Source organism: Paraburkholderia sp. SG-MS1 (assembly GCF_012275575.1).
GTDB lineage: Bacteria > Pseudomonadota > Gammaproteobacteria > Burkholderiales > Burkholderiaceae > Paraburkholderia.
In genome coordinates this window covers 1-19,741 of record NZ_NPIH01000098.1, presented here as the reverse complement: position 1 = coordinate 19,741, position 19,741 = coordinate 1, and the positions used below count along the sequence as shown (strand labels likewise).

At 63.1% G+C, this 19,741-nt stretch carries 15 protein-coding genes; 8 read left to right on the top strand and 7 right to left on the bottom strand.

Features of this window, described 5'->3' with window-relative positions; genetic code table 11:
* Window positions 1–722 precede the first annotated feature (722 nt).
* From CIC12_RS06685 to CIC12_RS06670, 4 genes are all read left to right on the top strand, one after another.
* The gene (locus CIC12_RS06685; RefSeq protein WP_121317935.1) at window positions 723–2,645 is read left to right on the top strand and encodes a PrkA family serine protein kinase; all 1,923 of its coding nucleotides are present in this window, start codon (window positions 723–725) and stop codon (window positions 2,643–2,645) included.
* 284 nt (window positions 2,646–2,929) lie between these two features.
* Complete coding sequence (locus CIC12_RS06680) at window positions 2,930–4,201, top strand: DUF444 family protein (RefSeq protein ID WP_168663328.1); 1,272 nt, start codon at window positions 2,930–2,932, stop codon at window positions 4,199–4,201.
* On the top strand, window positions 4,198–5,913 hold the full coding sequence (locus CIC12_RS06675) for a SpoVR family protein (RefSeq protein ID WP_168663326.1): 1,716 nt from the start codon (window positions 4,198–4,200) through the stop codon (window positions 5,911–5,913). The genes CIC12_RS06680 and CIC12_RS06675 overlap by 4 nt, the downstream gene beginning before the upstream one ends.
* 289 nt (window positions 5,914–6,202) lie before the next feature.
* Entirely contained in the window at window positions 6,203–7,507 is a 1,305-nt protein-coding gene (locus tag CIC12_RS06670; protein WP_168663324.1) for an MFS family transporter, read from the top strand.
* Window positions 7,508–7,615: 108 nt separating this feature from the next.
* On the opposite strand, the gene CIC12_RS06665 is transcribed toward CIC12_RS06670, so the two are convergent.
* The 5 genes from CIC12_RS06665 to CIC12_RS06645 all read right to left on the bottom strand — a co-directional run bounded on the left by CIC12_RS06665 (window position 7,616) and on the right by CIC12_RS06645 (window position 12,400).
* Complete coding sequence (locus CIC12_RS06665; RefSeq protein WP_168663322.1) at window positions 7,616–7,837, bottom strand: hypothetical protein; 222 nt, start codon at window positions 7,835–7,837, stop codon at window positions 7,616–7,618.
* 227 nt (window positions 7,838–8,064) lie between these two features.
* Window positions 8,065–9,147, bottom strand: coding sequence for a glycosyltransferase family 2 protein (locus CIC12_RS06660; RefSeq protein WP_168663320.1), 1,083 nt, complete (start codon window positions 9,145–9,147; stop codon window positions 8,065–8,067).
* A gap of 211 nt (window positions 9,148–9,358) precedes the next feature.
* Window positions 9,359–9,538 (bottom strand): hypothetical protein, encoded by a 180-nt coding sequence (locus tag CIC12_RS06655; protein ID WP_168663318.1) that lies wholly within the window; start codon window positions 9,536–9,538, stop codon window positions 9,359–9,361.
* Window positions 9,539–9,605: 67 nt separating this feature from the next.
* Window positions 9,606–10,535 carry a LysR family transcriptional regulator gene (locus CIC12_RS06650; protein WP_168663316.1) on the bottom strand — a complete coding sequence of 310 codons (930 nt, stop codon included), beginning with the start codon at window positions 10,533–10,535 and terminating at the stop codon, window positions 9,606–9,608.
* Window positions 10,536–10,999: 464 nt separating this feature from the next.
* The gene (locus tag CIC12_RS06645; protein ID WP_168663314.1) at window positions 11,000–12,400 is read right to left on the bottom strand and encodes a DHA2 family efflux MFS transporter permease subunit; all 1,401 of its coding nucleotides are present in this window, start codon (window positions 12,398–12,400) and stop codon (window positions 11,000–11,002) included.
* Between the two features lie 149 nt (window positions 12,401–12,549).
* Between CIC12_RS06645 and CIC12_RS06640 the strand changes: the two genes are divergently transcribed.
* Together CIC12_RS06640 and CIC12_RS06635 are read left to right on the top strand one after the other, a co-directional pair.
* Window positions 12,550–13,410 (top strand): LysR family transcriptional regulator, encoded by an 861-nt coding sequence (locus CIC12_RS06640; protein ID WP_168663312.1) that lies wholly within the window; start codon window positions 12,550–12,552, stop codon window positions 13,408–13,410.
* A 451-nt stretch (window positions 13,411–13,861) separates the two neighbouring features.
* Entirely contained in the window at window positions 13,862–15,436 is a 1,575-nt protein-coding gene (locus CIC12_RS06635; protein ID WP_168663310.1) for a methyl-accepting chemotaxis protein, read from the top strand.
* Between the two features lie 53 nt (window positions 15,437–15,489).
* Here the strand turns inward: CIC12_RS06635 and CIC12_RS06630 are convergent, their stop codons facing one another.
* Window positions 15,490–15,927 carry a carboxymuconolactone decarboxylase family protein gene (locus CIC12_RS06630; RefSeq protein ID WP_168663308.1) on the bottom strand — a complete coding sequence of 146 codons (438 nt, stop codon included), beginning with the start codon at window positions 15,925–15,927 and terminating at the stop codon, window positions 15,490–15,492.
* A 230-nt stretch (window positions 15,928–16,157) separates the two neighbouring features.
* On the opposite strand from CIC12_RS06630, the gene CIC12_RS06625 reads away from it, so the two are divergent.
* Window positions 16,158–17,207: an NAD(P)/FAD-dependent oxidoreductase gene (locus CIC12_RS06625; RefSeq protein ID WP_168663306.1), complete on the top strand. Its 1,050-nt coding sequence runs from the start codon at window positions 16,158–16,160 to the stop codon at window positions 17,205–17,207.
* Between the two features lie 129 nt (window positions 17,208–17,336).
* On the opposite strand, the gene CIC12_RS06620 is transcribed toward CIC12_RS06625, so the two are convergent.
* A complete protein-coding gene (locus CIC12_RS06620) occupies window positions 17,337–17,573 on the bottom strand; it encodes a hypothetical protein (protein WP_168663304.1) in 237 nt (78 codons plus the stop codon).
* A gap of 235 nt (window positions 17,574–17,808) precedes the next feature.
* Between CIC12_RS06620 and CIC12_RS06615 the strand changes: the two genes are divergently transcribed.
* A partial coding sequence (locus CIC12_RS06615; RefSeq protein WP_168663302.1) for a hybrid sensor histidine kinase/response regulator occupies window positions 17,809–19,741 on the top strand: 1,933 nt, incomplete at its 3' end.

Sequence of the window (19,741 nt, the reverse complement as noted above, 5' to 3'; positions counted from 1 at the left end):
ATTCAAACGGCTGCCAGGGGCGGCCGTTTTCTTTCTGGGCGCATCTGCGCGAGCGGCTTCGCCGTATACACCTATCAAAAGAATCCGTGGCGTTGTCGTGATACAGGCAGGCACGCGGCAACCCAGCGCGCGTCGCGGTTAAGCCGGACGGCGAGCGGCTCGTCGCTCGCGCAAGGATTCATCGTGTCCTCCGTTTGATGGAGCGGAACCAAAGAGTGTCGCGCGTTGACGAACCGCCTGACGATGAATGAACGCACATGTAACAGTCGCGTGCGCGTGTCGACCGGATGCACGTGCCGCGCGTTGAATGAAAAAATCGACCGGGCATGAAAAACGCATGACGTCTGCGCGTTCAGTAAGAAACTGTGCGTGCGCAGACAGCCCGTCCGATGCAGCAGCGAGATCGTACTCCCACGACGATGAAGTGGAGTCGTGCAGGAGCACTGAGCAGAAGTGGTGGACCGGAAGGCCGACGCATGACCATCAAGAGGGGTGCAGCAGACGCGTCACATGAGGTCAGAATTGCTGCGATGTGAGAGCAAGATTGTAGGTGGTCGAAACTGGGTTTCCAAGTGATGAATGTTGGGAGGCGGGTACGGCGCGATTTTCGCAACGTAGTTCGTGAAAAAAAATTTAAAAGGGTTTAGGATGAATTCGAGCGATGTCGTTTCCGAATAGCGCGCCGCGCACGACATCGGTCTAGACTTCGGCGAGGAGGTAGCATGGATATCTACAGCAGTTTCGCGACCCGCTTCGAGAAAACGCGAGAAGATGAGCTCTCGCTCGAGGAGTATCTCGCGCTCTGCAAAGACAATCCCGCCGCGTACGCCACGGCTGGCGAACGCATGTTGACGGCAATCGGAGAACCGGAACAGATCGACACTCGCAACGATCCGCGCTTGTCGCGCATCTTCGCGAACAAGGTCATCAAGGTATACCCCGCATTCCGTGAGTTCTACGGAATGGAAGAGGTGATCGAGCAGGTGGTCGCCTACTTCCGGCACTCGGCCCAGGGGCTCGAAGAAAAGAAGCAGATTCTGTATCTGTTGGGCCCGGTCGGCGGCGGTAAATCGTCGATCGCGGAACGTCTCAAACAGCTCATGGAACGCGTGCCGTTTTACGCGATCAAGGGCTCTCCCGTGAACGAGTCGCCGCTTGGTCTGTTCGACTATGAGGAAGACGGCCCGATTCTCGAAGAACAATACGGCATTCCACGCCGCTACCTGAAAAGCATCCTCAGTCCGTGGGCGGTGAAGCGCCTGCACGAATATAACGGCGACATCCGCAAGTTCCGCGTGGTGCGCCGCTACCCGTCGATTCTTCGCCAGATCGGTATTGCCAAGACCGAGCCGGGCGACGAGAACAATCAGGACATCTCGTCACTGGTCGGCAAGGTCGACATCCGCAAGCTCGAACAGTATGCGCAGGACGACGCGGACGCATACAGCTACTCCGGTGGCCTGTGTCTCGCCAATCAGGGCCTGCTCGAGTTCGTCGAAATGTTCAAGGCGCCGATCAAGGTCCTGCACCCGCTGCTCACGGCGACCCAGGAGGGCAACTTCAAGGGCACGGAAGGCTTCGGCGCGATTCCGTTTGACGGCGTGATCCTTGCGCACTCGAACGAATCGGAATGGAAGGCGTTCCGCAACAACCGCAACAACGAAGCCCTGCTTGACCGGATCTTCGTCGTGAAGGTGCCGTACTGCCTGCGCTATGGTGAAGAGATCAAGATCTACGAGAAGCTGTTGCGTAATTCGTCGCTGGCCAATGCCGTGTGCGCGCCGGGCACGTTGAAGATGATGGCGCAGATGTCGGTGCTCACGCGTTTGCAGGAGCCGGAGAATTCCAGCCTGTTTTCGAAGATGCAGGTCTATGACGGCGAGAATCTCAAGGACACCGATCCGAAGGCCAAGTCGTATCAGGAGTACCGCGACTTCGCGGGCGTCGATGAAGGGATGACCGGCGTGTCGACCCGCTTCGCGTTCAAGATCCTGTCGCGCGTGTTCAACTTCGACTCGACCGAGGTCGCGGCGAATCCGGTGCACCTGATGTACGTGCTCGAACAGCAGATCGAACGCGAGCAGTTCCCGCCTGAAACCGAGCAGAAGTATCTGTCGTTCATCAAGGACGTGCTGGCGTCGCGCTATGCGGAGTTCATCGGCAAGGAGATTCAGACCGCGTATCTGGAGTCGTATTCCGAGTATGGTCAAAACATCTTCGATCGCTATGTGACGTACGCGGACTTCTGGATTCAGGATCAGGAGTTCCGCGACCACGACACCGGCGAAAGTTTCGACCGCGCGGCGCTGAATGCCGAACTGGAGAAGATCGAGAAACCGGCGGGCATCAGCAACCCGAAGGACTTCCGCAACGAGATCGTGAACTTCGTGCTGCGTGCGCGTGCTGCCAACGCGGGGAAGAATCCCGCATGGATCAGCTACGAGAAGTTGCGCGTCGTGATTGAAAAGAAGATGTTCTCGAACACGGAAGAACTGCTGCCGGTGATCTCGTTCAACGCGAAGGGCTCGGCGGAAGAGCAACGCAAGCACGAAGACTTCGTCAATCGGATGGTGACGAAGGGCTATACACCGAAGCAGGTGCGCTTGCTGTGTGACTGGTATCTGCGCGTGCGCAAGTCGTCATGACGGGCGTGACGTGCCGCCCGCGCGGTCCTGCTGCGCGGGCACCCTGCGAGGCGCAAGCTGCATGGACATAGCGTTGCTGACGCTGCACCAGGCGGCGTGTGTCTCGCGCACGGGAAATTACAGTGGCTGCGTGGGATTGGAGCAAGTGCTTTGCAGGTGACCGGAACGACGCGCTAACGCGCAAAACTCTGGTCGACGGCTAAAGCGCCGACTCCGTCGACGTGCGCTGCATCGGAGCGGAGTCAGCGCCAAAGCGCTAGCTCCGATCGACAGGGAGACCGGGCGTGCTTCATCAAATCATCGACCGCAGGTTGGCTGGCAAGAACAAGAGCATTGCAAATCGCGAGCGTTTTTTGCGTCGCGTCAAAAACTACATTCGTCGCGCCGTGTCGGAAGCGGTGCGCGACCGTAGCATCAAAGACATCCAGAACACGCAGAGCATCACGATCCCGCGCAAGGACATCGCGGAGCCTTCGTTCCGCCACGGTCCTGGCGGCAAGCGCGAGATGGTGCATCCGGGCAACTCGGACTACATCCGCGGCGACAAGATCCAGCGCCCGCAAGGGGGCGGCGGCGGAGGGGGAGGCAATCAGGCCAGCAACGAAGGCGAAGGTCAGGACGACTTCGTGTTCGAACTGAGTCGCGAAGAATTCATGCAGTACTTCTTCGACGACCTCGAACTGCCGCGTCTCGTCAAAACCCATCTGATGGCCGTGCCCACGTGGAAGAGCATCCGCGCAGGCTGGGCCGCCGAAGGCACGCCGAACAACATCGACGTGGTCCGTTCGTTGCGCAGTGCGCTTGGCCGGCGCATCGCGCTCGGAGCGCCGCTCGTCAACCAGCTGCACGAAATGGAGCGGCAACTCGAGGCGATGAAGTCAGATCCCGCGGATCGCCGCGACGAGATCAAACTGCTCGAAGAGGAAATCCATCATCTGCGCGGGCGCATCTGGCGGATCCCCTTCATCGATCCGTTCGATCTGCGCTACGTGAACCGCGTGAAGCAGCCCACGCCGTCGAGCCAGGCGGTGATGTTCTGTCTGATGGATGTGTCCGGTTCGATGGACGAACAGCGTAAGGACCTCGCCAAGCGCTTCTTCATCCTGCTGTATCTGTTCCTCAAGCGTAACTACGAGAAGATCGAAGTGGTCTTCATCCGTCACCACACGCGCGCCGAGGAAGTCGACGAAGACACCTTCTTCCATTCGACCGAAAGCGGCGGCACGGTGGTGTCGAGCGCGCTCGAATTGATGCAGAAGGTGATGGACGAGCGTTATTCGCCGACTGAATGGAACATTTACGGGGCGCAGGCATCGGACGGCGACAACTGGACCGACGACTCGCCCAAGTGCCGCAAGATACTCGCGGATGACATCCTGGAGAAGGTGCGCTATTTTGCGTATATTCAGGTCACACCGGAAGAGCAGAACCTGTGGCTCGAATATGCGCAGCTGGCGCTGAGCCAGCCGCACATGGCGATGAAGAAGGTCGAAACCGCGGCCGACATTTATCCGGTGTTTCGCGAGCTGTTTGAAAAGCAGGTGGCGTCCTCATGACGGACAAGCATCTGCGCAACGAAGCGCGCGGCTATCAGCCCGAGCGCGGGAAAGGCGTGCCGCAGCGACAGTCGGGGCATGCCGAGGCCGGGGCGGACCATGCTGGCGCCGCCGCGGCCGGAGCAGTCGACAGCGCCGCAGCACGGGGACACACCGGAACGCCCACTGATGGGCAAAGGGAAGTCCGTATGAACGTAGCCGATAGACGGCCTCTGCCGTGCCCGTCCGACTGGACCTTCGAATTGATCGAAGAGTACGACTCGCATATTGCCCGTGTTGCGGAGCAATATGAACTCGACGTGTATCCGATCCAGCTCGAACTCATCAGCGCCGAACAGATGATGGATGCGTACGCGTCCGTCGGTATGCCGGTGAACTACCGTCACTGGTCGTTCGGCAAACACTTTCTCTCCACCGAAAAAAGCTACCGTCGCGGGCAGATGGGGCTGGCGTATGAGATCGTCATCAATTCGAACCCCTGCATCGCGTATCTGATGGAGGAGAACACGATGACGATGCAGGCGCTCGTCATCGCGCACGCGGCCTATGGGCACAACTCGTTCTTCAAGGGCAACTATCTGTTCAAGCTGTGGACGGATGCGCATGCGATCATCGACTACCTCGTCTACGCGAAGAACTACATCGCCGAGTGTGAGGAGCGCTTCGGGCTCGACCGCGTCGAGGAGCTGCTCGATTCGTGTCATGCGTTGATGAACTATGGCGTGGATCGCTACAAGCGTCCGCAGAAGCTGTCGCTGCAAAAGGAGTTTGCCGCGCGCCGCGAACGCGAAGCCTATCTGCAATCGCAGGTCAACGAACTGTGGCGCACGCTGCCCACGCGCCATACGCCGCTGCCGGAGGAAATCGAGGAGCGTTATCCGCCGGAGCCGCAGGAAAACCTGCTGTATTTCGCGGAGAAAAACGCGCCGCTGCTGGAGCCGTGGGAGCGCGAGGTGATCCGCATCGTGCGCAAGGTCGGTCAGTACTTCTATCCGCAACGGCAGACCCAGGTGATGAACGAAGGCTGGGCGACCTTCTGGCACTACACGTTGCTCAACACGATGTACAACCAGGGCAAGCTGGAAGATGGCTTCATGATGGAATTTCTCCATTCGCACAGCAATGTGGTCTATCAGCCGCCGGTGACGAAGCCATACTACAGCGGCATCAATCCGTATGCGCTCGGCTTTTCGATGATGAGCGACATCCGCCGTATCTGCGAAACGCCTACCGAAGAAGACCGCAGGTGGTTCCCGGAACTGGCCGGCAGTCCGTGGCTGCAGGCGATGCACTATGCGATGCGCAACTTCAAGGACGAAAGTTTCGTCGCGCAGTATCTGTCGCCGCATCTGATCCGCGAAATGCGGCTGTTCTCGGTGCTCGACGACGACATGCGCGATGCGCTCGAAGTGTCGGCAATTCATGACGACAGCGGCTATCAGTACGTGCGCCAGGCGTTGTCGCGGCAGTACGACATGCATCACCGGGAGCCGAACATCCAGGTGTGGGCGGTCAACACACGTGGCGACCGGAGCCTTACGCTGCGACACTTTATGAGCGACAACCGGCATCTGTCGTCCGATAGCGACGAGGTGCTCAAGCACATGGCGCGCTTGTGGCAGTTCGACGTGTTTCTCGAAAGCGTCGACGAGAACGGCACCGTGCGCAAGCGCTACGAGTGCCGGTATGTGCCGCCCATTGTAAGAGTATGAAATAGCGGGATTGACGGCCGGTCGAAACGCCGTTCGATGTTTGCTCCGAGGCCCCTGACAGTCGCCAGACTGCCGGGGGCTTTTCTCATTCGAGGGGCTGACGAGCGGCGCGCTGGCGCACTCGCCCGGCCATATGACGAACTCCTCGGAAGATTGACTACAAATACCCATCTACCCCTTGCAATTCTGTAAAATTCGCGCACGTGCGCGGCGAGCACTTCGCGGCGCACGTTGTGAAGGCGGCGACACGACCGCCATCTTCGTTTCAAGACAAGGACAGACACCAGCAATGACCGACCTAACCGACCAATCCGTGGCCTCGGCTCACGACACACGGCGCCGCATCTTCGCGATCGTTGGCGCTTCATCGGGCAATCTCGTCGAATGGTTCGACTTTTACGTCTATTCGTTCACCGCGCTGTATTTCGCGCCGGCCTTCTTCCCGAGCGGCAACACCACCACCCAATTGCTCAACACGGCGGGCGTGTTCGCAGCGGGCTTTTTGATGCGTCCGATAGGCGGCTGGTTCTTCGGCCGTCTCGCCGACAAACACGGCCGCCGCACCGCGATGATGATATCGGTGTTCATGATGTGCGGCGGCTCGCTCGTGATCGCGATGCTGCCCACGTACGCGCAGATCGGCGCACTGGCGCCGACGCTGCTGCTGGTCGCGCGGCTGTTCCAGGGCCTGTCGGTGGGCGGCGAATACGGCACCAGTGCGACCTACATGAGTGAGGTCGCGCTCAAGGGCCGGCGCGGTTTCTTCGCTTCGTTCCAGTATGTGACGCTGATCGGCGGTCAGTTGTGCGCGTTGCTGGTGATCGTGATCCTGCAACAGGTGCTGTCGCCTGCGGAAATCAAGGCGTGGGGCTGGCGCGTGCCGTTCGTGATCGGCGCGATCGCCGCATTGATCGCGCTGTATCTGCGTAAATCGCTCGACGAAACCACCACCGCCGCAACGCGTCAGCGCAAGGAAGCGGGCACGCTGCGCGGCCTGTGGATGCACAAGGGAGCGTTCATGACGGTGCTTGGCTTCACGGCCGGGGGCTCGCTGATTTTCTACACCTTCACGACCTACATGCAGAAGTACCTCGTCAACACGGCGGGCATGCAAACGAAAACGGCGAGCTCGGTGATGACCGCGGCGCTGTTCGTCTACATGCTGATGCAGCCGGCGTTCGGCGCGCTGTCGGACCGCATTGGCCGGCGTCGTTCGATGCTGCTGTTTGGCCTCTTCGCCACGATCGGCACCGTGCCGCTGCTGCATGCGCTCAAAGACGTGACGAGCCCGTATGCGGCGTTCGGCTTCGTCGTGCTGGCGCTCGCTATCGTCAGCTTCTATACATCGATCAGCGGCCTGATCAAGGCGGAAATGTTTCCGCCGGAAGTGCGCGCGCTCGGCGTGGGCCTGTCGTACGCAGTGGCCAACGCGATCTTCGGCGGCTCTGCGGAATACGTGGCGTTGTGGCTGAAGTCGATCGGTGTCGAGACAATGTTCTTCTGGTACGTCACGGTCATGTGCGCGATCGCCGGCATCGTGGCGCTGCGCATGCGCGATCCGTCGACGGAAGGGTACTTGCGTCACGAACCTTGAGCATCCACGGAATGCCAGGGGCCGCGCACGGAGTGAGCGGTTGAAGAGCGGCGGCACGGGGCGACCCGGCCGCCATTTTTATTGCCTGAACAAAGCGCCAGACGACGCTCAACTCACGACGATCGCCGTGCCCCATGCATGCAACAGATCGCGCAGCGCCTCCGCCTGCGCCATCTTCGCGCCGCTGCGCAAATGGATCTGCAGCGCGCGGCCCGCGATCCCGTCGACGGGCTGCGCGAGCCACAACTCCACCGCAAGCCCCAATCCTTCCGGCTGATCGACGACCACCGGTTCGATCACGCGAGGCTTGAAACAGGCACTGTCCGACATGGCAAATCACCTCCGGGCTGATGACGGTTCGAGTTCATCGTAATCAGCATCGTGCGCCGGACCAAGCAACAAATACGCGTTTGCTAAGCAGAGGATGCTTAGCAGGAGATGCGCTGATGACCGCGGCGACGCGCGGCCGATGCGCAACCGATGCCAACCGATGCCAACCGATGCCAACCGATGCCAACCGATGTGCCATTGCCATGTCAGCTCCAGCGCACCGCGCATCACACCGGTTCGGATCGATCCGTCACGAGCTCATTGACGAGTTCCTTGACCACGGCCGCCGGATCGGCGGCCACCGCGGGCGCGGCAGCCACGGCGGCCACCGCAGCCGCTGCAACGGCCTGTTGCCGCGCGCTCAGCGACGCGCGTGCAAGCATCAGCAGGTGATAGTAGAAGCGCGCGCTGAGCCCATAGTTGTACGTGTACAGATGGGCGAGCGCGATCTTCAGACCGCACGCCGCCTGGCGGTTGCGCGCATGAACCGACACGACGATCGGCGCCAGACGCCGCAGCGCGAGCTTGCGCGACGGCTCCAGTTGTGGCGGCAGTTGCAACGCCTTGACGAACGCATACGCGCTGACCGTCGCGGCGATCGTAGTGCCGCGCGTGCTGTGCGAGATCGAGGTCGCGGTCTTGCGATACACCGACACATAGTCGTGCAGATAGAACACCTCGCGCGCCGCGAGACAGAGCTCGGTGCCGAACACGAAATCGCAGCACATGCCGTACTGATGCTTGTAGCCGATCCGCTTCACGAGACGGGCGTCGGCCATCCAGCCGTTGTTCGGGAACATCTGGATCAGACCGGTTCTGCCCGGCAGCGGCTGCAAGCCTTCGGCGTCCTGTGTGCGCCGGAACGCCGCGTTCAGCCGCGCGCTCGCGTCGACGTCAACGGCGCCGCCGTGGTCGGCTTCGTACTGGTCGCCGAAAGCGGCGTCGAGTTGTGGATGGCGTGTCCACAGCGACACGAGTTTTTCGACGCCGTCGGTGGTGAGCAGATCGTCATCGTGAATCAGCAGGATCTTGTCGCCGCTCGCGCGCTCGAACAGGCTCGCGACGTTGCGCGCCTGGCCGAGCGGCGGCTGATTCAGGGTGTAGCGCACGCGCGGCTCCTCGCCATAGCGGGCCGCGATCAGTTGCTGGGTACGGGTGTCCTTCGAATCGTCGCCGATCACGATTTCCAGATTGCCGTAGCTCTGCCCGAGGCACGAATCGATGCAGTTGGCGATCAGCTCAGGGCGATTGCAGGTCGGCAGACAGATCGAGACCTTGGCAAGACGGGGAGAAGCCGGGGAGATGGACATGGGCGTCGCCTTTTTTTATGGATTAAGGGGCGGCAGCCGGTTCGCGTGATGCGCGTATCGCTGCAAGCAGCAAAATAGTCCATCACGCCAAAAAAATATTCGGTAAAAACCAGGAAGAAATGTTTGCCTTCCGAAAGGCGGTGAAAGGGAAAAATTTACGCGGCTTCGCTGCCGAACTACAGCAAAGCCGCTTGGAAAAATGGGCTTACTTTTAACCGACCGACGGCTCGCCCTCGCCGGGCTTCTTGCCGGGACGATCCGCGGGAGACTGGTCGCGGCCCTCGTCGCGGCGTTCGGGCAGCTTGCTCTTTTCGTTGTCGCTGTGCTTGACCGGTTGCGGGTGCTCGATGTCGGCCGGTTTGCCCGCTGCATGTTCCTTGGTGTCGCTCATTGCCGCTCTCCTGGGTGGAAGACAGCTTTGCTGCAGCAAGGCGCAGGCCCGATCCCGCACGGTGGCTCTATGCAGCCGCGTCGCGCGGTGCGCCGCCCGTCAGCGAAACGATGAACTCGACAAACGCCCGTACCTTGGCCGGCGGATGATGCCGCGACGGATAGAGCGCATACAGCGGATACACCTCGTCGCCCCATTCGGGAAACAGCTCCACCAGCTTGCCGCTCGCGAGCAACGACTCCGCGCCGAGCGACAGAATCTGTGCGACGCCTTGGCCCGCCGTGCACACGCTATGCAATGTGCCAACGTCGTTCACGGTCAGGCGGCCTTGCGGCGTAATCACGAGCTTCTTGCGGCCGCGACGAAACTCCCAGGCGAACGGATAGCCGCTCAGCGGATCGCGAAACTTCATGCATACATGCTGGCTGCTTTCGAGTTCGGACGGGCTTGCCGGATGTCCATGTTTTTTAAGATACGACGGCGCCGCCACCGTCAGAATGCGCGTGTCCAGGAGCTTGCGAGCGACCAGCGTCGACACCGGCGGATCGCCGAAGCGGATCGCCAGATCGAAACCGTCGGCGACCATATCGCCCAACTGGTCGGACGTGATCAGTTCGAGTTGCAGATCGGGATGCCTGTCGATAAAGCTGCCCAGGCGCGGTCCGAGCACGAGGCGCGAAAAGAACGGGTCCAGGTTCACGCGCAGGCGTCCGCGTACGGCGCTCGCGCCTTGAGCGGCGGAAGCCGCCGCTTCTTCGAGGCCGCCGAGCAACGGCACGATCTGTTCATAGAAGCGTCGGCCTTCGTCGGTCAGCATGACCGAGCGCGTGGTGCGGTCAAACAGGCGGATGCCCAAGCGCGCTTCGAGCCGCGCGACCGAGCGGCTAACCCCGGATTGCGACATGTCGAGCGCTTCGCCGGCCGCCGCAAAACTGCCGCAATCGACGATCGCCGTGAGCACCCCCATGCCGTTCAGCATGCGCTCGTCAAATGGCATGTGAATTCCTTTTGTTATGACTAATGGACGACATGCTAACGCGAAATTCTCTTTGAATTCATGCGCTCGGGCGGGGGGTAAGGCTTGTCCGCCCCAATCGATGAGTGCGCGTCATGAATGCAAGGATGGCCGCGCTATGGCGTCAGTCGTGCTGCCGCCGTCGATTTGGCGCGAGCGCAACCCGAAACGCGACGGGATGCGTTTCTCGCTATGCGATGGGCATATTTGCGCGGCAACAGGGAGCGCAACGTGTCATCGCCGTGCAGGAGCACGTAGTTCGGGCGCGCGATGCTCTTGCGGGTATCCGTCCGTTTAGCGCCCGGAGGACGGAGGGGCTAGCAGTGCGGCGGCCCGGCCCGTGGCGGCGGCATGCGCCACGTTTGGGTGAACCGACGGCGATCGGCAAAAGGCCGGCAGGAGCCGGCAGGCGAACAGGAAGAACGGGACAGAGGACAGAAAACGCCTCAACGCCCGGCGCTCTGCGCCGCCTGTCCCCGCACGACGCGCGTGCCGGACGGATCGTCGAGATGACGGAACACCCACGCCGACAGCAGCGTAATCACACCGACGCACACGAAGGCGAGGCGAAACCCCAGCGCGCCCGAGCCGGATTGCGCCGAAAACAGATTCACCAGCCCGCCGCCGATCGACACGCCCAGCCCGATCGCCAGCATCTGCACCATCGAAAAGAGGCTGTTGCCGCTGCCCGCGTCTTCGTGCGAGAGGTCCTTGAGCGTGACGCTGTTCATCGCGGCGAACTGCATCGAGTTGGCCGCGCCGAACACGGCCAGAATCGCAATTTCGATCACGAGCGGCGTGCCGCGCGAGATCAGCGCGAACCCGACGATCGCCGACCCGACAATGATGGTATTGACCAGCAGGAACGTGTCGTAACCGTAGCGGCGCACGAGCGGCGCGATCCAGCGTTTGGCGAGCGTGCCGGCAAGCGCGGCGGGCAGCATCATCAGGCCCGAGTGCAGCGGCGAATAGCCCAGTTGCAGTTGCAACAGCAAGGGCACGAGGAACGGCACGGCGCTCGAACCGACCCGGCACACGAGGTTGCCGATCAGGCCCACGCTGAAGTTCGGCTCGCCGAAGAGCGACAGCTTGAAGAGCGGATCGCGCCGCGCGCGGGCGTACGGAATGTAGGCGAGCGCGCTGGCGACGGCGAGTGCGAACAGCCCCGCCGACCAGGCCGCGCGATGCGACGGAACCGGCGCGTCGATGGCAAGCGAAAACGCGATCATGCACAGCGACAGCAAACCGCAGCCGATGAAATCGAAGGGCGGCGCCTGAGTGGTGTCGCGCGACGGCAAAAACCGCTGCACCGCATACAGACCGGCCGCGCCGATCGGCACGTTGATGAGGAAAATCCAGTGCCACGTGATTGCCTGCACGAACCAGCCGCCGAGCGTCGGTCCCGCGATCGGCCCGAGCTGGCCGGCAATCGAAATGAACGCGAGCGCGGACACGTACTGCTCGCCGGACACGCTGCGCAGCACGGCGAGCCGGCCGATCGGCAGCAGCATCGAGCCGCCGAGACCTTGCAGCACCCGCGCGAGCACCAGTTGGCCCAACGTATGTGCGCTCGCGCAGCAGACCGAGCCGAGCACGAATACGAGGATCGCGACGAAGTAGACACGCCGCGTGCCAAAGCGGTCGGCGAGCCAGCCGGAGGCGGGCGTGAGCATCGCCATGGTGAGCGTGTAGGCGACGACGATCGGTTGCATCGCGAGGGGCGCGACGTGCAGGCTGTTGGCGATCGACGGCAACGCCGTGTTGACGATCGTCGTATCGAGCGACTGCATGAAGAAACCGGCGGCGACGATCCAGAGCAGCGCGGTGTGGGCGGAATCCTTGGTCATCTTTGTTTACGGGCGAAGCGGGCTGAGGGCGCTCTCGCGAGGCAATCACGGGGAATTCCGTCATCATATTGACATCGTCGTCAATCGGGAACCCCACTAGGGACGCTGACTGTTATCGACATTGCCGATAAGCAGCGCGACAATGCCGCATGCTCAACCCCATCTGGCTCAAGACCTTCGCGACCGTCGCCGCCTGTCATAGCTTTACCGAAGCGGGGCGGCGGCTGAACCTGACGCAGTCGAGCGTCAGTGAACACATCCGGCGGCTCGAAGAGAGCGTGGGCCGGCGCCTCTTCGTGCGTGACACCCATTCGCTCGCGATGACGCCGGACGGCGAGGCGATGCTCGCGCACGCCAGCGTGATCCTGCAGGCGCTCGCGCGGGCCGAGTCGCAGTTTCGCGCGCCGCGCCTCAAGGGCCGCGTGCGCCTCGGCTCCTCGGACGACGTCGCGCTCGGGCCGTTGCCCACGGTGCTGGCGGCGTTCCGCGACGCGCATCCCGATGTCGAGCTGGAAATCACCATCGGCATGACGGGCAGGCTGTACGAGTTGCTCGACGCGGGGTCGATCGATCTGCTGGTCGGCAAGCGGCGGCTTGGCGACCGGCGCGGCGTGCCGCTGTTCACCGGGCGGCTGGAGTGGCTCGCGCGCGCCGGCACGCTGGTCGATCTGAGCCAGCCGTTGCCGCTGATCCTCGTCGCCGAGCCGAGCGTGACGCGCGCGGTCGTGCTCGACGCGCTCGCCGAGGCGGGCTTCAGCTGGCAGGTGGTCTGCACGAGCAGCAGCCACTCGGGTTGTATCGCCGCCGCGCGCGGCGGACTCGGCATCACGGTGCGTCCGCAGTACCTGGCCGCAAGGGGACTGGCGCCGCCGCTGAATGCGGCCGGTCTGCCGGCCTTGCCGTCGGTGGAGTTCATCGCGCTCGCGGCAAAACGGCTCAGCCGCCGGGCCGGCACGCTGCTGCAATTGCTGCACGACAGCGATCTGCGCGGGTCGTGGATCGGCGAATGACGACGGGGGCGGGCGCGCTCCCGTGATAAACCGGCGGGGGCGGTTCGGTTCTGCTTCCGCGTGCGACAACGCTGCCTCATCCCTGAACGTTCTCGATCTCAAGCGTCCAGTTCGCCAAACGGGACGTCCGCAGCGCGGCGCCCTGGATCGTCCAGAACGCGGGCAAGCTCTGTACTGCGTTCTGCGCAACCCCTTTCTCGATTCGGCAAATAAACGCGCGACCGCCTGTTGCGCGTTTACCGCGCGTGTCTCTGATTTATTTTCGTCACTTAAGCGTCCATCGCTATACTTTCCATATACGGTTAATTGTTCCATACAAGGAACATTAAGCCGCCCCAAACCAAAGACATCGGCCATGAGGCAAGGCGCCGGAGACCGGGCGCTTTTCACCCGTGCGCCGGGGCCGCACGTCATGAGCCAGAGCGCGAGACCAACCAGAACCACCACCACGATGACCAAAAACCTGACCATCAATCTACGGATTGCGATCACGATCGCGTTTCTCGGCGTGCTGCTGATTGCCACCGGCACACTCGGCATTCTCGGCATGAGCGAAAGCAACCAGGCGCAGCGCGACGCGTACACGGTCCATTTCGCGTCGGTAGTGGCGCTCGGCAAGTCGGGCACGGCGATGTCGCGGGCGCGCTTCGGGCTCGACTGGGCAATGAGCAATCCGCATTCACCGCAACTGGATGCGCAACTCGAACGCGCGCGCATGCTGCTCGGCGAGTCGGACAAGTGGTGGAACAGTTTCCGCGATCTGCCGAAGACGCCCGGCCTGCAACGCCTCACCGACGACCTCGACGCGAAGCGCACCGCCGTGCGGCGCGACGGTATCGACAGACTGATCGGGGCGATCCGCAGCGGCGACGCGAGCTGGATGGACGAAAGCCGCGCGAATCAGCTGATCGGCCTCTATACCGCGATGAACGCGAGCCAGGGCGCGCTGGAAGACTATCTGAACCGCCAGGCGAGCGACGCGAACGAGCGCTCGGCCGCGCTCTTTCATGCGCTGCTGCTCGCGTGCCTCGCCAGCGTGCTGGTCGGCTTGACGGTGGCGTTCATCAGCTGGCGCCTGCTGCGCCGCGCGATCATGACGCCACTGACCGACGCGCTGCGCCAGTTCGATGCAATCGCCGCCGGAGAATTAACGACCCGCGTGCCGATCCGTTCGAACGACGAAATGGCGATGCTGCTGCGCGGCGTCGCTTCGATGCAGGACAAGCTCGGCGAGACTGTCACCACGGTGCGTGCCGGCTCGCATTCGATTGCCTCGTCGACGCAACAGATTGCCGCGGGCAATCTCGATCTGTCGCAACGCACCGAGGAACAGGCCGCGTCGCTCGAACAGACCGCCGCGGCGATGGAACAGCTCACGTCCACCGTGCAGCTGAACGCCGAGAACGCCCACCACGCGAGCGAACTGGCCTCGCGCGCGTCGGAGATGGCCGCGCGCGGGCGCGATTCGGTCGGCAGCATGGTCGAGACGATGCGGGTGATTCACGCGGGTTCGTCGAAGATGACCGGCATCATCACCGCGATCGAAGGGATCGCGTTTCAGACCAATATCCTCGCGCTGAATGCCGCGGTCGAAGCGGCGCGCGCCGGAGAGGAAGGGCGCGGTTTCGCGGTGGTGGCGGGCGAGGTGCGCAGCCTCGCGCAACGCTCGGCGGCGGCCGCGAAGGAGATCGGCTCGCTGATCGCGGAGTCGACCGCGCGCGTGGAAAGCGGCGCGGGCCTCGTCGACGAAGCCGGCGGCACGATGCAGGAAATCGAAGCCGCGATCGGGCGTGTCGCGCGCATCGTCGGCGAGATCGCGGCGGCGTCGAAAGAGCAGAGCGAAGGTATCCGCCAGGTGAGCCTCGCCGTCACGCAGATGGACGAGGTCACGCAGCACAATGCGGCGCTGGTCGAGGAAAGCGCCGCGACCGCGAACTCGCTCGCGGATCAGGCGCGGCAGTTGAGCGAACTGACCGCGGCCTTCAAGGTCTCGAACGAGGCGGCGCCGCGCGAACCGTCGTTCTGAACCTGGCCGTCGCAGAGATGCAGCGACGCTGCGATGTTCAGACAACCGCCGCTTCAGCCCGGCAGCTTGCGAAACGAAATCGCAAAGCGGTTCCATGCATTGATCGCCGACACCAGCAGCGTCAGGTCGACCAGTTCCTCGTCGCTGAAGTGCGGGCGCACCCCGTTCCACACGGCGTCGGGCACATGCTCTTGCGACACCAGCGTCAGCGCCTCGGTCCATTCGAGCGCGGCGCGTTCGCGATCCGTGAAGAACGGCGTTTCGCGCCACACCACCACGGTCGCGAGACGGCGTTCGGTTTCGCCGCCCTTGCGGGCATCGGTGGTGTGCATGTCGACGCAATATGCGCAGCCGTTGATTTGCGAGGCGCGCAGACGCACCAGGTGGGTCAACGATTGTTCGAGCGCCGATTTGCCGATGCGTTCTTCGACGCCGATCAACGCCTTGATCGCGGCGGGGTTGGCTTTGTAGAAGTCGAGACGTTGTTCCATGGTTCACTCCGGAGTCGGGTTGGACGCATTCCGTGATGCGATGGAGGTAGCTTAGTCCGACGACTGGATTCTAAAAATAGCCGATTCCGGGTATTTTCAGGTAACCACTTGAGACTGACGCGCGTGCGCCGCGCCTGCCTGCCGAGCGTCCTTACCCGCTGTAATGGCATCGTTGCCGGGCCCCGGTCGATTCGGTATGGTGGTTCATCGACTATCCGGAGAGAGCCCCCATGACGTCCGCCGCAGATTCCCTTCCGCCGCCGTTGCGCACCGACGTGCTGATTGTCGGCGCCGGACCCGTCGGCCTGTTCGCGGCTTTCGAGGCGGGCGTGATTGGCCTGTCCTGCCAGATCGTCGATGCGCTCGACAAGATCGGCGGCCAGTGCACCGAACTCTATCCCGACAAGCCCATCTACGATATCCCGGCAATTCCATCGTGCACCGCGCGCGAACTGGTCGAGCGGTTGATGGCGCAATGCAAGCCGTTCGATCCGCCGATCCATCTCGAGCAGCGGGTCGAGTCGGTCGAGCAACGCGACGACGGACGCTGGACCGTGCGCACGAATGGTGGGCTCGTCTTCGACGCCGCCGCGATTCTGCTGGCGGCGGGCAATGGCGCGTTCGTGCCGCAAAAACTGGCGCTGCCCGAGGCCGTGCCGCTGGAGTCGCGTCACGTGCATTACAGCGTGCCGCGCCTCGCCGATTTCGCGGGCAAGAACGTGGTGGTGGCGGGCGGCGGCGACTCGGCGCTCGACTGGGCGCTCGCCTTGCGCGAGGTCGCGCGGCGCGTGACGCTGGTGCACCGGCGCAGCGGTTTCAGCGCGGCCGATTCGAGCGTCGCGATGATGCGGCGCGCGGTGGAGGCGGGCGAAATGGACTTCATCGTCGGCGCGATCGCGGGGCTCACGGTCGAGGGCGATGCGCTGAAATCGTTGACGTTGCGGCATATCGAAGGCGAGACGCAACTCGAGGCCGACCACCTCGTCGCGCTGTACGGCCTGGTTGCCGATCTCGGCCCGATCGCGCAGTGGGGGCTGACGATTCACGGCGGGCGTATCGACGTCGATACGTCCAACTACGAAAGCTCGCGGCCGGGCATCTTCGCGGCCGGCGACCTCGCCAACTATCCGAACAAGCAGAAGCTGATTCTGTCGGGCTTTCACGAGGCGTCGCTGGCGCTGCGCAAGGCGTATGCGTACGCGTATCCCGAGAAAAAGCGCGTGCACGTGCATTCCAGCTACGACGCGAAGCTGGCCGAAAAGCTCGGCGCGCTCAGCTAGGCGGGCGGTCGCCGGATTGACGGCGCGCGCGGTTAAGCGCAGTGAGCACAGGCAAAGGGAGTCTGCCGTGATCGACACGTCACGACAGACGCTTTCTTCCCCGCCGATCAGGTTGATGCGAGGCAGGCCTTACTTCCCCTCGGGCTGACTGGCGGCGGCCGCCGCGCTCGCGGCCTTGTCTTTTTTCTTCGCTTCATGGTGGCCGATCGCGCAGCCGGCGGCCGCTCCTGCGACGCCGTGATCTCCTGCAACGTGACCGGCGACGCCGCCCACGACCGCGCCTTTGGTGCAGCCTTCGGCGTGCGCGGGGATGTGGGCGAGGGCGAGCGCCGTGGCGCAGGCGAGGGTGGCAAAGACTCGTTTCATTGGGGCTCCTGTTCGTTGTGATGAGGCGATGCCGGGAGGTCGCCGGTCCGGCAACCGGTCTGGTCATCGCCACGGCACAGGTAGCAATCACGGGACCCGGCAGCCACGCGTCCCGCCGATGCCGCGACGCGCCCGTGCGTTAGTGGCGCACACGCTCATCGGGTGAAACCATGAGCCCAGCCGCGCGCCGTGCGCGGTGTATCCTTTGACCGGAATTCCCCTATACTTTTGCGCCATGACTCAGCTTGATATGCGTTCCCCCCTCGACACCGGCAAGCCCGACCGGGACCCGGCCGCAACGGCCGTCGGCCTCGATTACTGGATGCTCGTGCAGGCCATCGAGGACTACGCGATCTTCCTGCTCGATGCCACCGGGCACATCGTCAGCTGGAACGTAGGCGCGCAGAAATTGAAGGGCTACGTGGCGCAGGAGATCATCGGTCAGCACTTCTCGCGTTTCTATACCGAGGAAGCCGTGACGCGCGGCTGGCCGGCCTACGAGCTGCAACAGGCGTCGCTGACCGGGCGCTTCGAGGACGAAGGCTGGCGCGTGCGCAAGGACGGCACCACTTTCTGGTCGAACGTCGTGATTACGGCGATCCGCAACGAGGCGGGGATCCTCACGGGCTTCGCGAAGATCACGCGCGACCTGACCGCGCAACGCGAGTACATGGAAGCGTTGCGGCAAAGCGAGGAGCGCTTCCGTCTGCTGGTCGACAATGTCAAGGACTACGCGATCTTCATGCTCGACCCGCAAGGCTATGTGGTGAGCTGGAACACGGGCGCCGCGCGCATCAAGGGCTATACGCGCGAGGAAATCATCGGCAAGCATTTCTCGCTGTTCTATTTGCCGGAGGATGCGGCGGCGGGCAAGCCCGCGCGCGAACTGACCATCGCACGGCAGCTCGGTCGCGTCGAAGACGAAGGCTGGCGCGTGCGCAAGGACGGCACGACCTTCTGGGCCAACGTCAACATCACGGCGGTTTACGATGAATCGAACCGTTTGCGCGGTTTCGCCAAGGTCACGCGCGATCTGACCGAACGGCGTCAGCGCGAAGAACTGGAGCGCTCCGGGGAGCGCATGCGCGAGTTTCTCGCGACCCTCGCGCACGAATTGCGCAATCCGCTTGCCCCGGTGCGCAACGCCGTCGGCGTGATGCAACTCGAGACCGGGCTGACTCCCACGCTGCTGCGTGCGCGCGATCTGATCGACCGGCAGGTTACGCACCTGACGCGGCTGGTGGACGATCTGCTCGATGTCGGCCGGATCATGTCGAACAAGGTCGAACTGCGTCTTGCGCGCGTCGATCTGGGCGAACTGGTGACGCGCGCGGTCGAAGCGGCGCGGCCGTTCACCGATGCGCACGAGCAACAGGTGATAGCGCATCTGCCGTACGAATCGGTGTCGCTGCGCGGCGACATGACGCGACTCGTGCAGGTGCTGCAAAACCTGCTGCACAACGCGTCGAAATTCTCGCCGCCTGGCAGCCGTATCGACATCGGGGGCCGCGTCGAGCAGCGCATGGCAGTGCTCGAAGTGCGCGACCTGGGATGCGGCATTCCGCTCGGCTCGCTCGACAGGATCTTCGAATTGTTCGCACAGGAAAAGGACTGCCAGAATTCAGGCGAAGGCGGCCTCGGCATCGGTCTCACGCTGTGCAAATCACTCGTCGACATGCACGGCGGCAGCATCATCGCGAGCAGCGGCGGGCCGGGCTGCGGCAGCACGTTCACGCTGAGTCTGCCGCTCGCCACCGCGCCGTCCGACGCGCCGGCCAACGAAGCGAACGCGGCCGCGTCCGAGGTGACGCCGCTGCGAATTCTGCTGGTCGACGACAACCGCGACTCAGCCGACAGTCTGGCGATGCTGCTCGAACTGAAAGGTCACGAAGTGCGCATCGCGTACGAGGGCGAGCAGGCGCTGCAGATCGCGCCTCGTTTCGTGCCGCATCTTGCCGTGATCGACATTGCAATGCCGAAGATGGATGGGTATGCGACGCTCGCGGCCTTGCGTCAAATGCCCGAGCTTGCCGCGACGATGTACGCCGCGATGACGGGCTTCGGCCATGCAAGCGATCGCGACCGGACGCGCGAGGCCGGTTTTCACGCGCATCTGGTGAAGCCGGTGGAACTCGCGCTGTTCGATACCCTGCTCGCGCAGGTCGAAG

Excerpts from the sequence above, each read along its gene's own strand:
- CIC12_RS06685 (WP_121317935.1), top strand. The coding sequence starts at position 723 with ATGGATATCTACAGCAGTTTCGCGACCCGCTTCGAGAAAACGCGAGAA.
- CIC12_RS06675 (WP_168663326.1), top strand. The coding sequence starts at position 4,198 with ATGACGGACAAGCATCTGCGCAACGAAGCGCGCGGCTATCAGCCCGAG.
- CIC12_RS06670 (WP_168663324.1), top strand. The coding sequence starts at position 6,203 with ATGACCGACCTAACCGACCAATCCGTGGCCTCGGCTCACGACACACGG.
- CIC12_RS06665 (WP_168663322.1), bottom strand. The coding sequence starts at position 7,837 with ATGTCGGACAGTGCCTGTTTCAAGCCTCGCGTGATCGAACCGGTGGTC.
- CIC12_RS06660 (WP_168663320.1), bottom strand. The coding sequence starts at position 9,147 with ATGTCCATCTCCCCGGCTTCTCCCCGTCTTGCCAAGGTCTCGATCTGT.
- CIC12_RS06655 (WP_168663318.1), bottom strand. The coding sequence starts at position 9,538 with ATGAGCGACACCAAGGAACATGCAGCGGGCAAACCGGCCGACATCGAG.
- CIC12_RS06650 (WP_168663316.1), bottom strand. The coding sequence starts at position 10,535 with ATGCCATTTGACGAGCGCATGCTGAACGGCATGGGGGTGCTCACGGCG.
- CIC12_RS06645 (WP_168663314.1), bottom strand. The coding sequence starts at position 12,400 with ATGACCAAGGATTCCGCCCACACCGCGCTGCTCTGGATCGTCGCCGCC.
- CIC12_RS06640 (WP_168663312.1), top strand. The coding sequence starts at position 12,550 with ATGCTCAACCCCATCTGGCTCAAGACCTTCGCGACCGTCGCCGCCTGT.
- CIC12_RS06635 (WP_168663310.1), top strand. The coding sequence starts at position 13,862 with ATGACCAAAAACCTGACCATCAATCTACGGATTGCGATCACGATCGCG.
- CIC12_RS06630 (WP_168663308.1), bottom strand. The coding sequence starts at position 15,927 with ATGGAACAACGTCTCGACTTCTACAAAGCCAACCCCGCCGCGATCAAG.
- CIC12_RS06625 (WP_168663306.1), top strand. The coding sequence starts at position 16,158 with ATGACGTCCGCCGCAGATTCCCTTCCGCCGCCGTTGCGCACCGACGTG.
- CIC12_RS06620 (WP_168663304.1), bottom strand. The coding sequence starts at position 17,573 with ATGAAACGAGTCTTTGCCACCCTCGCCTGCGCCACGGCGCTCGCCCTC.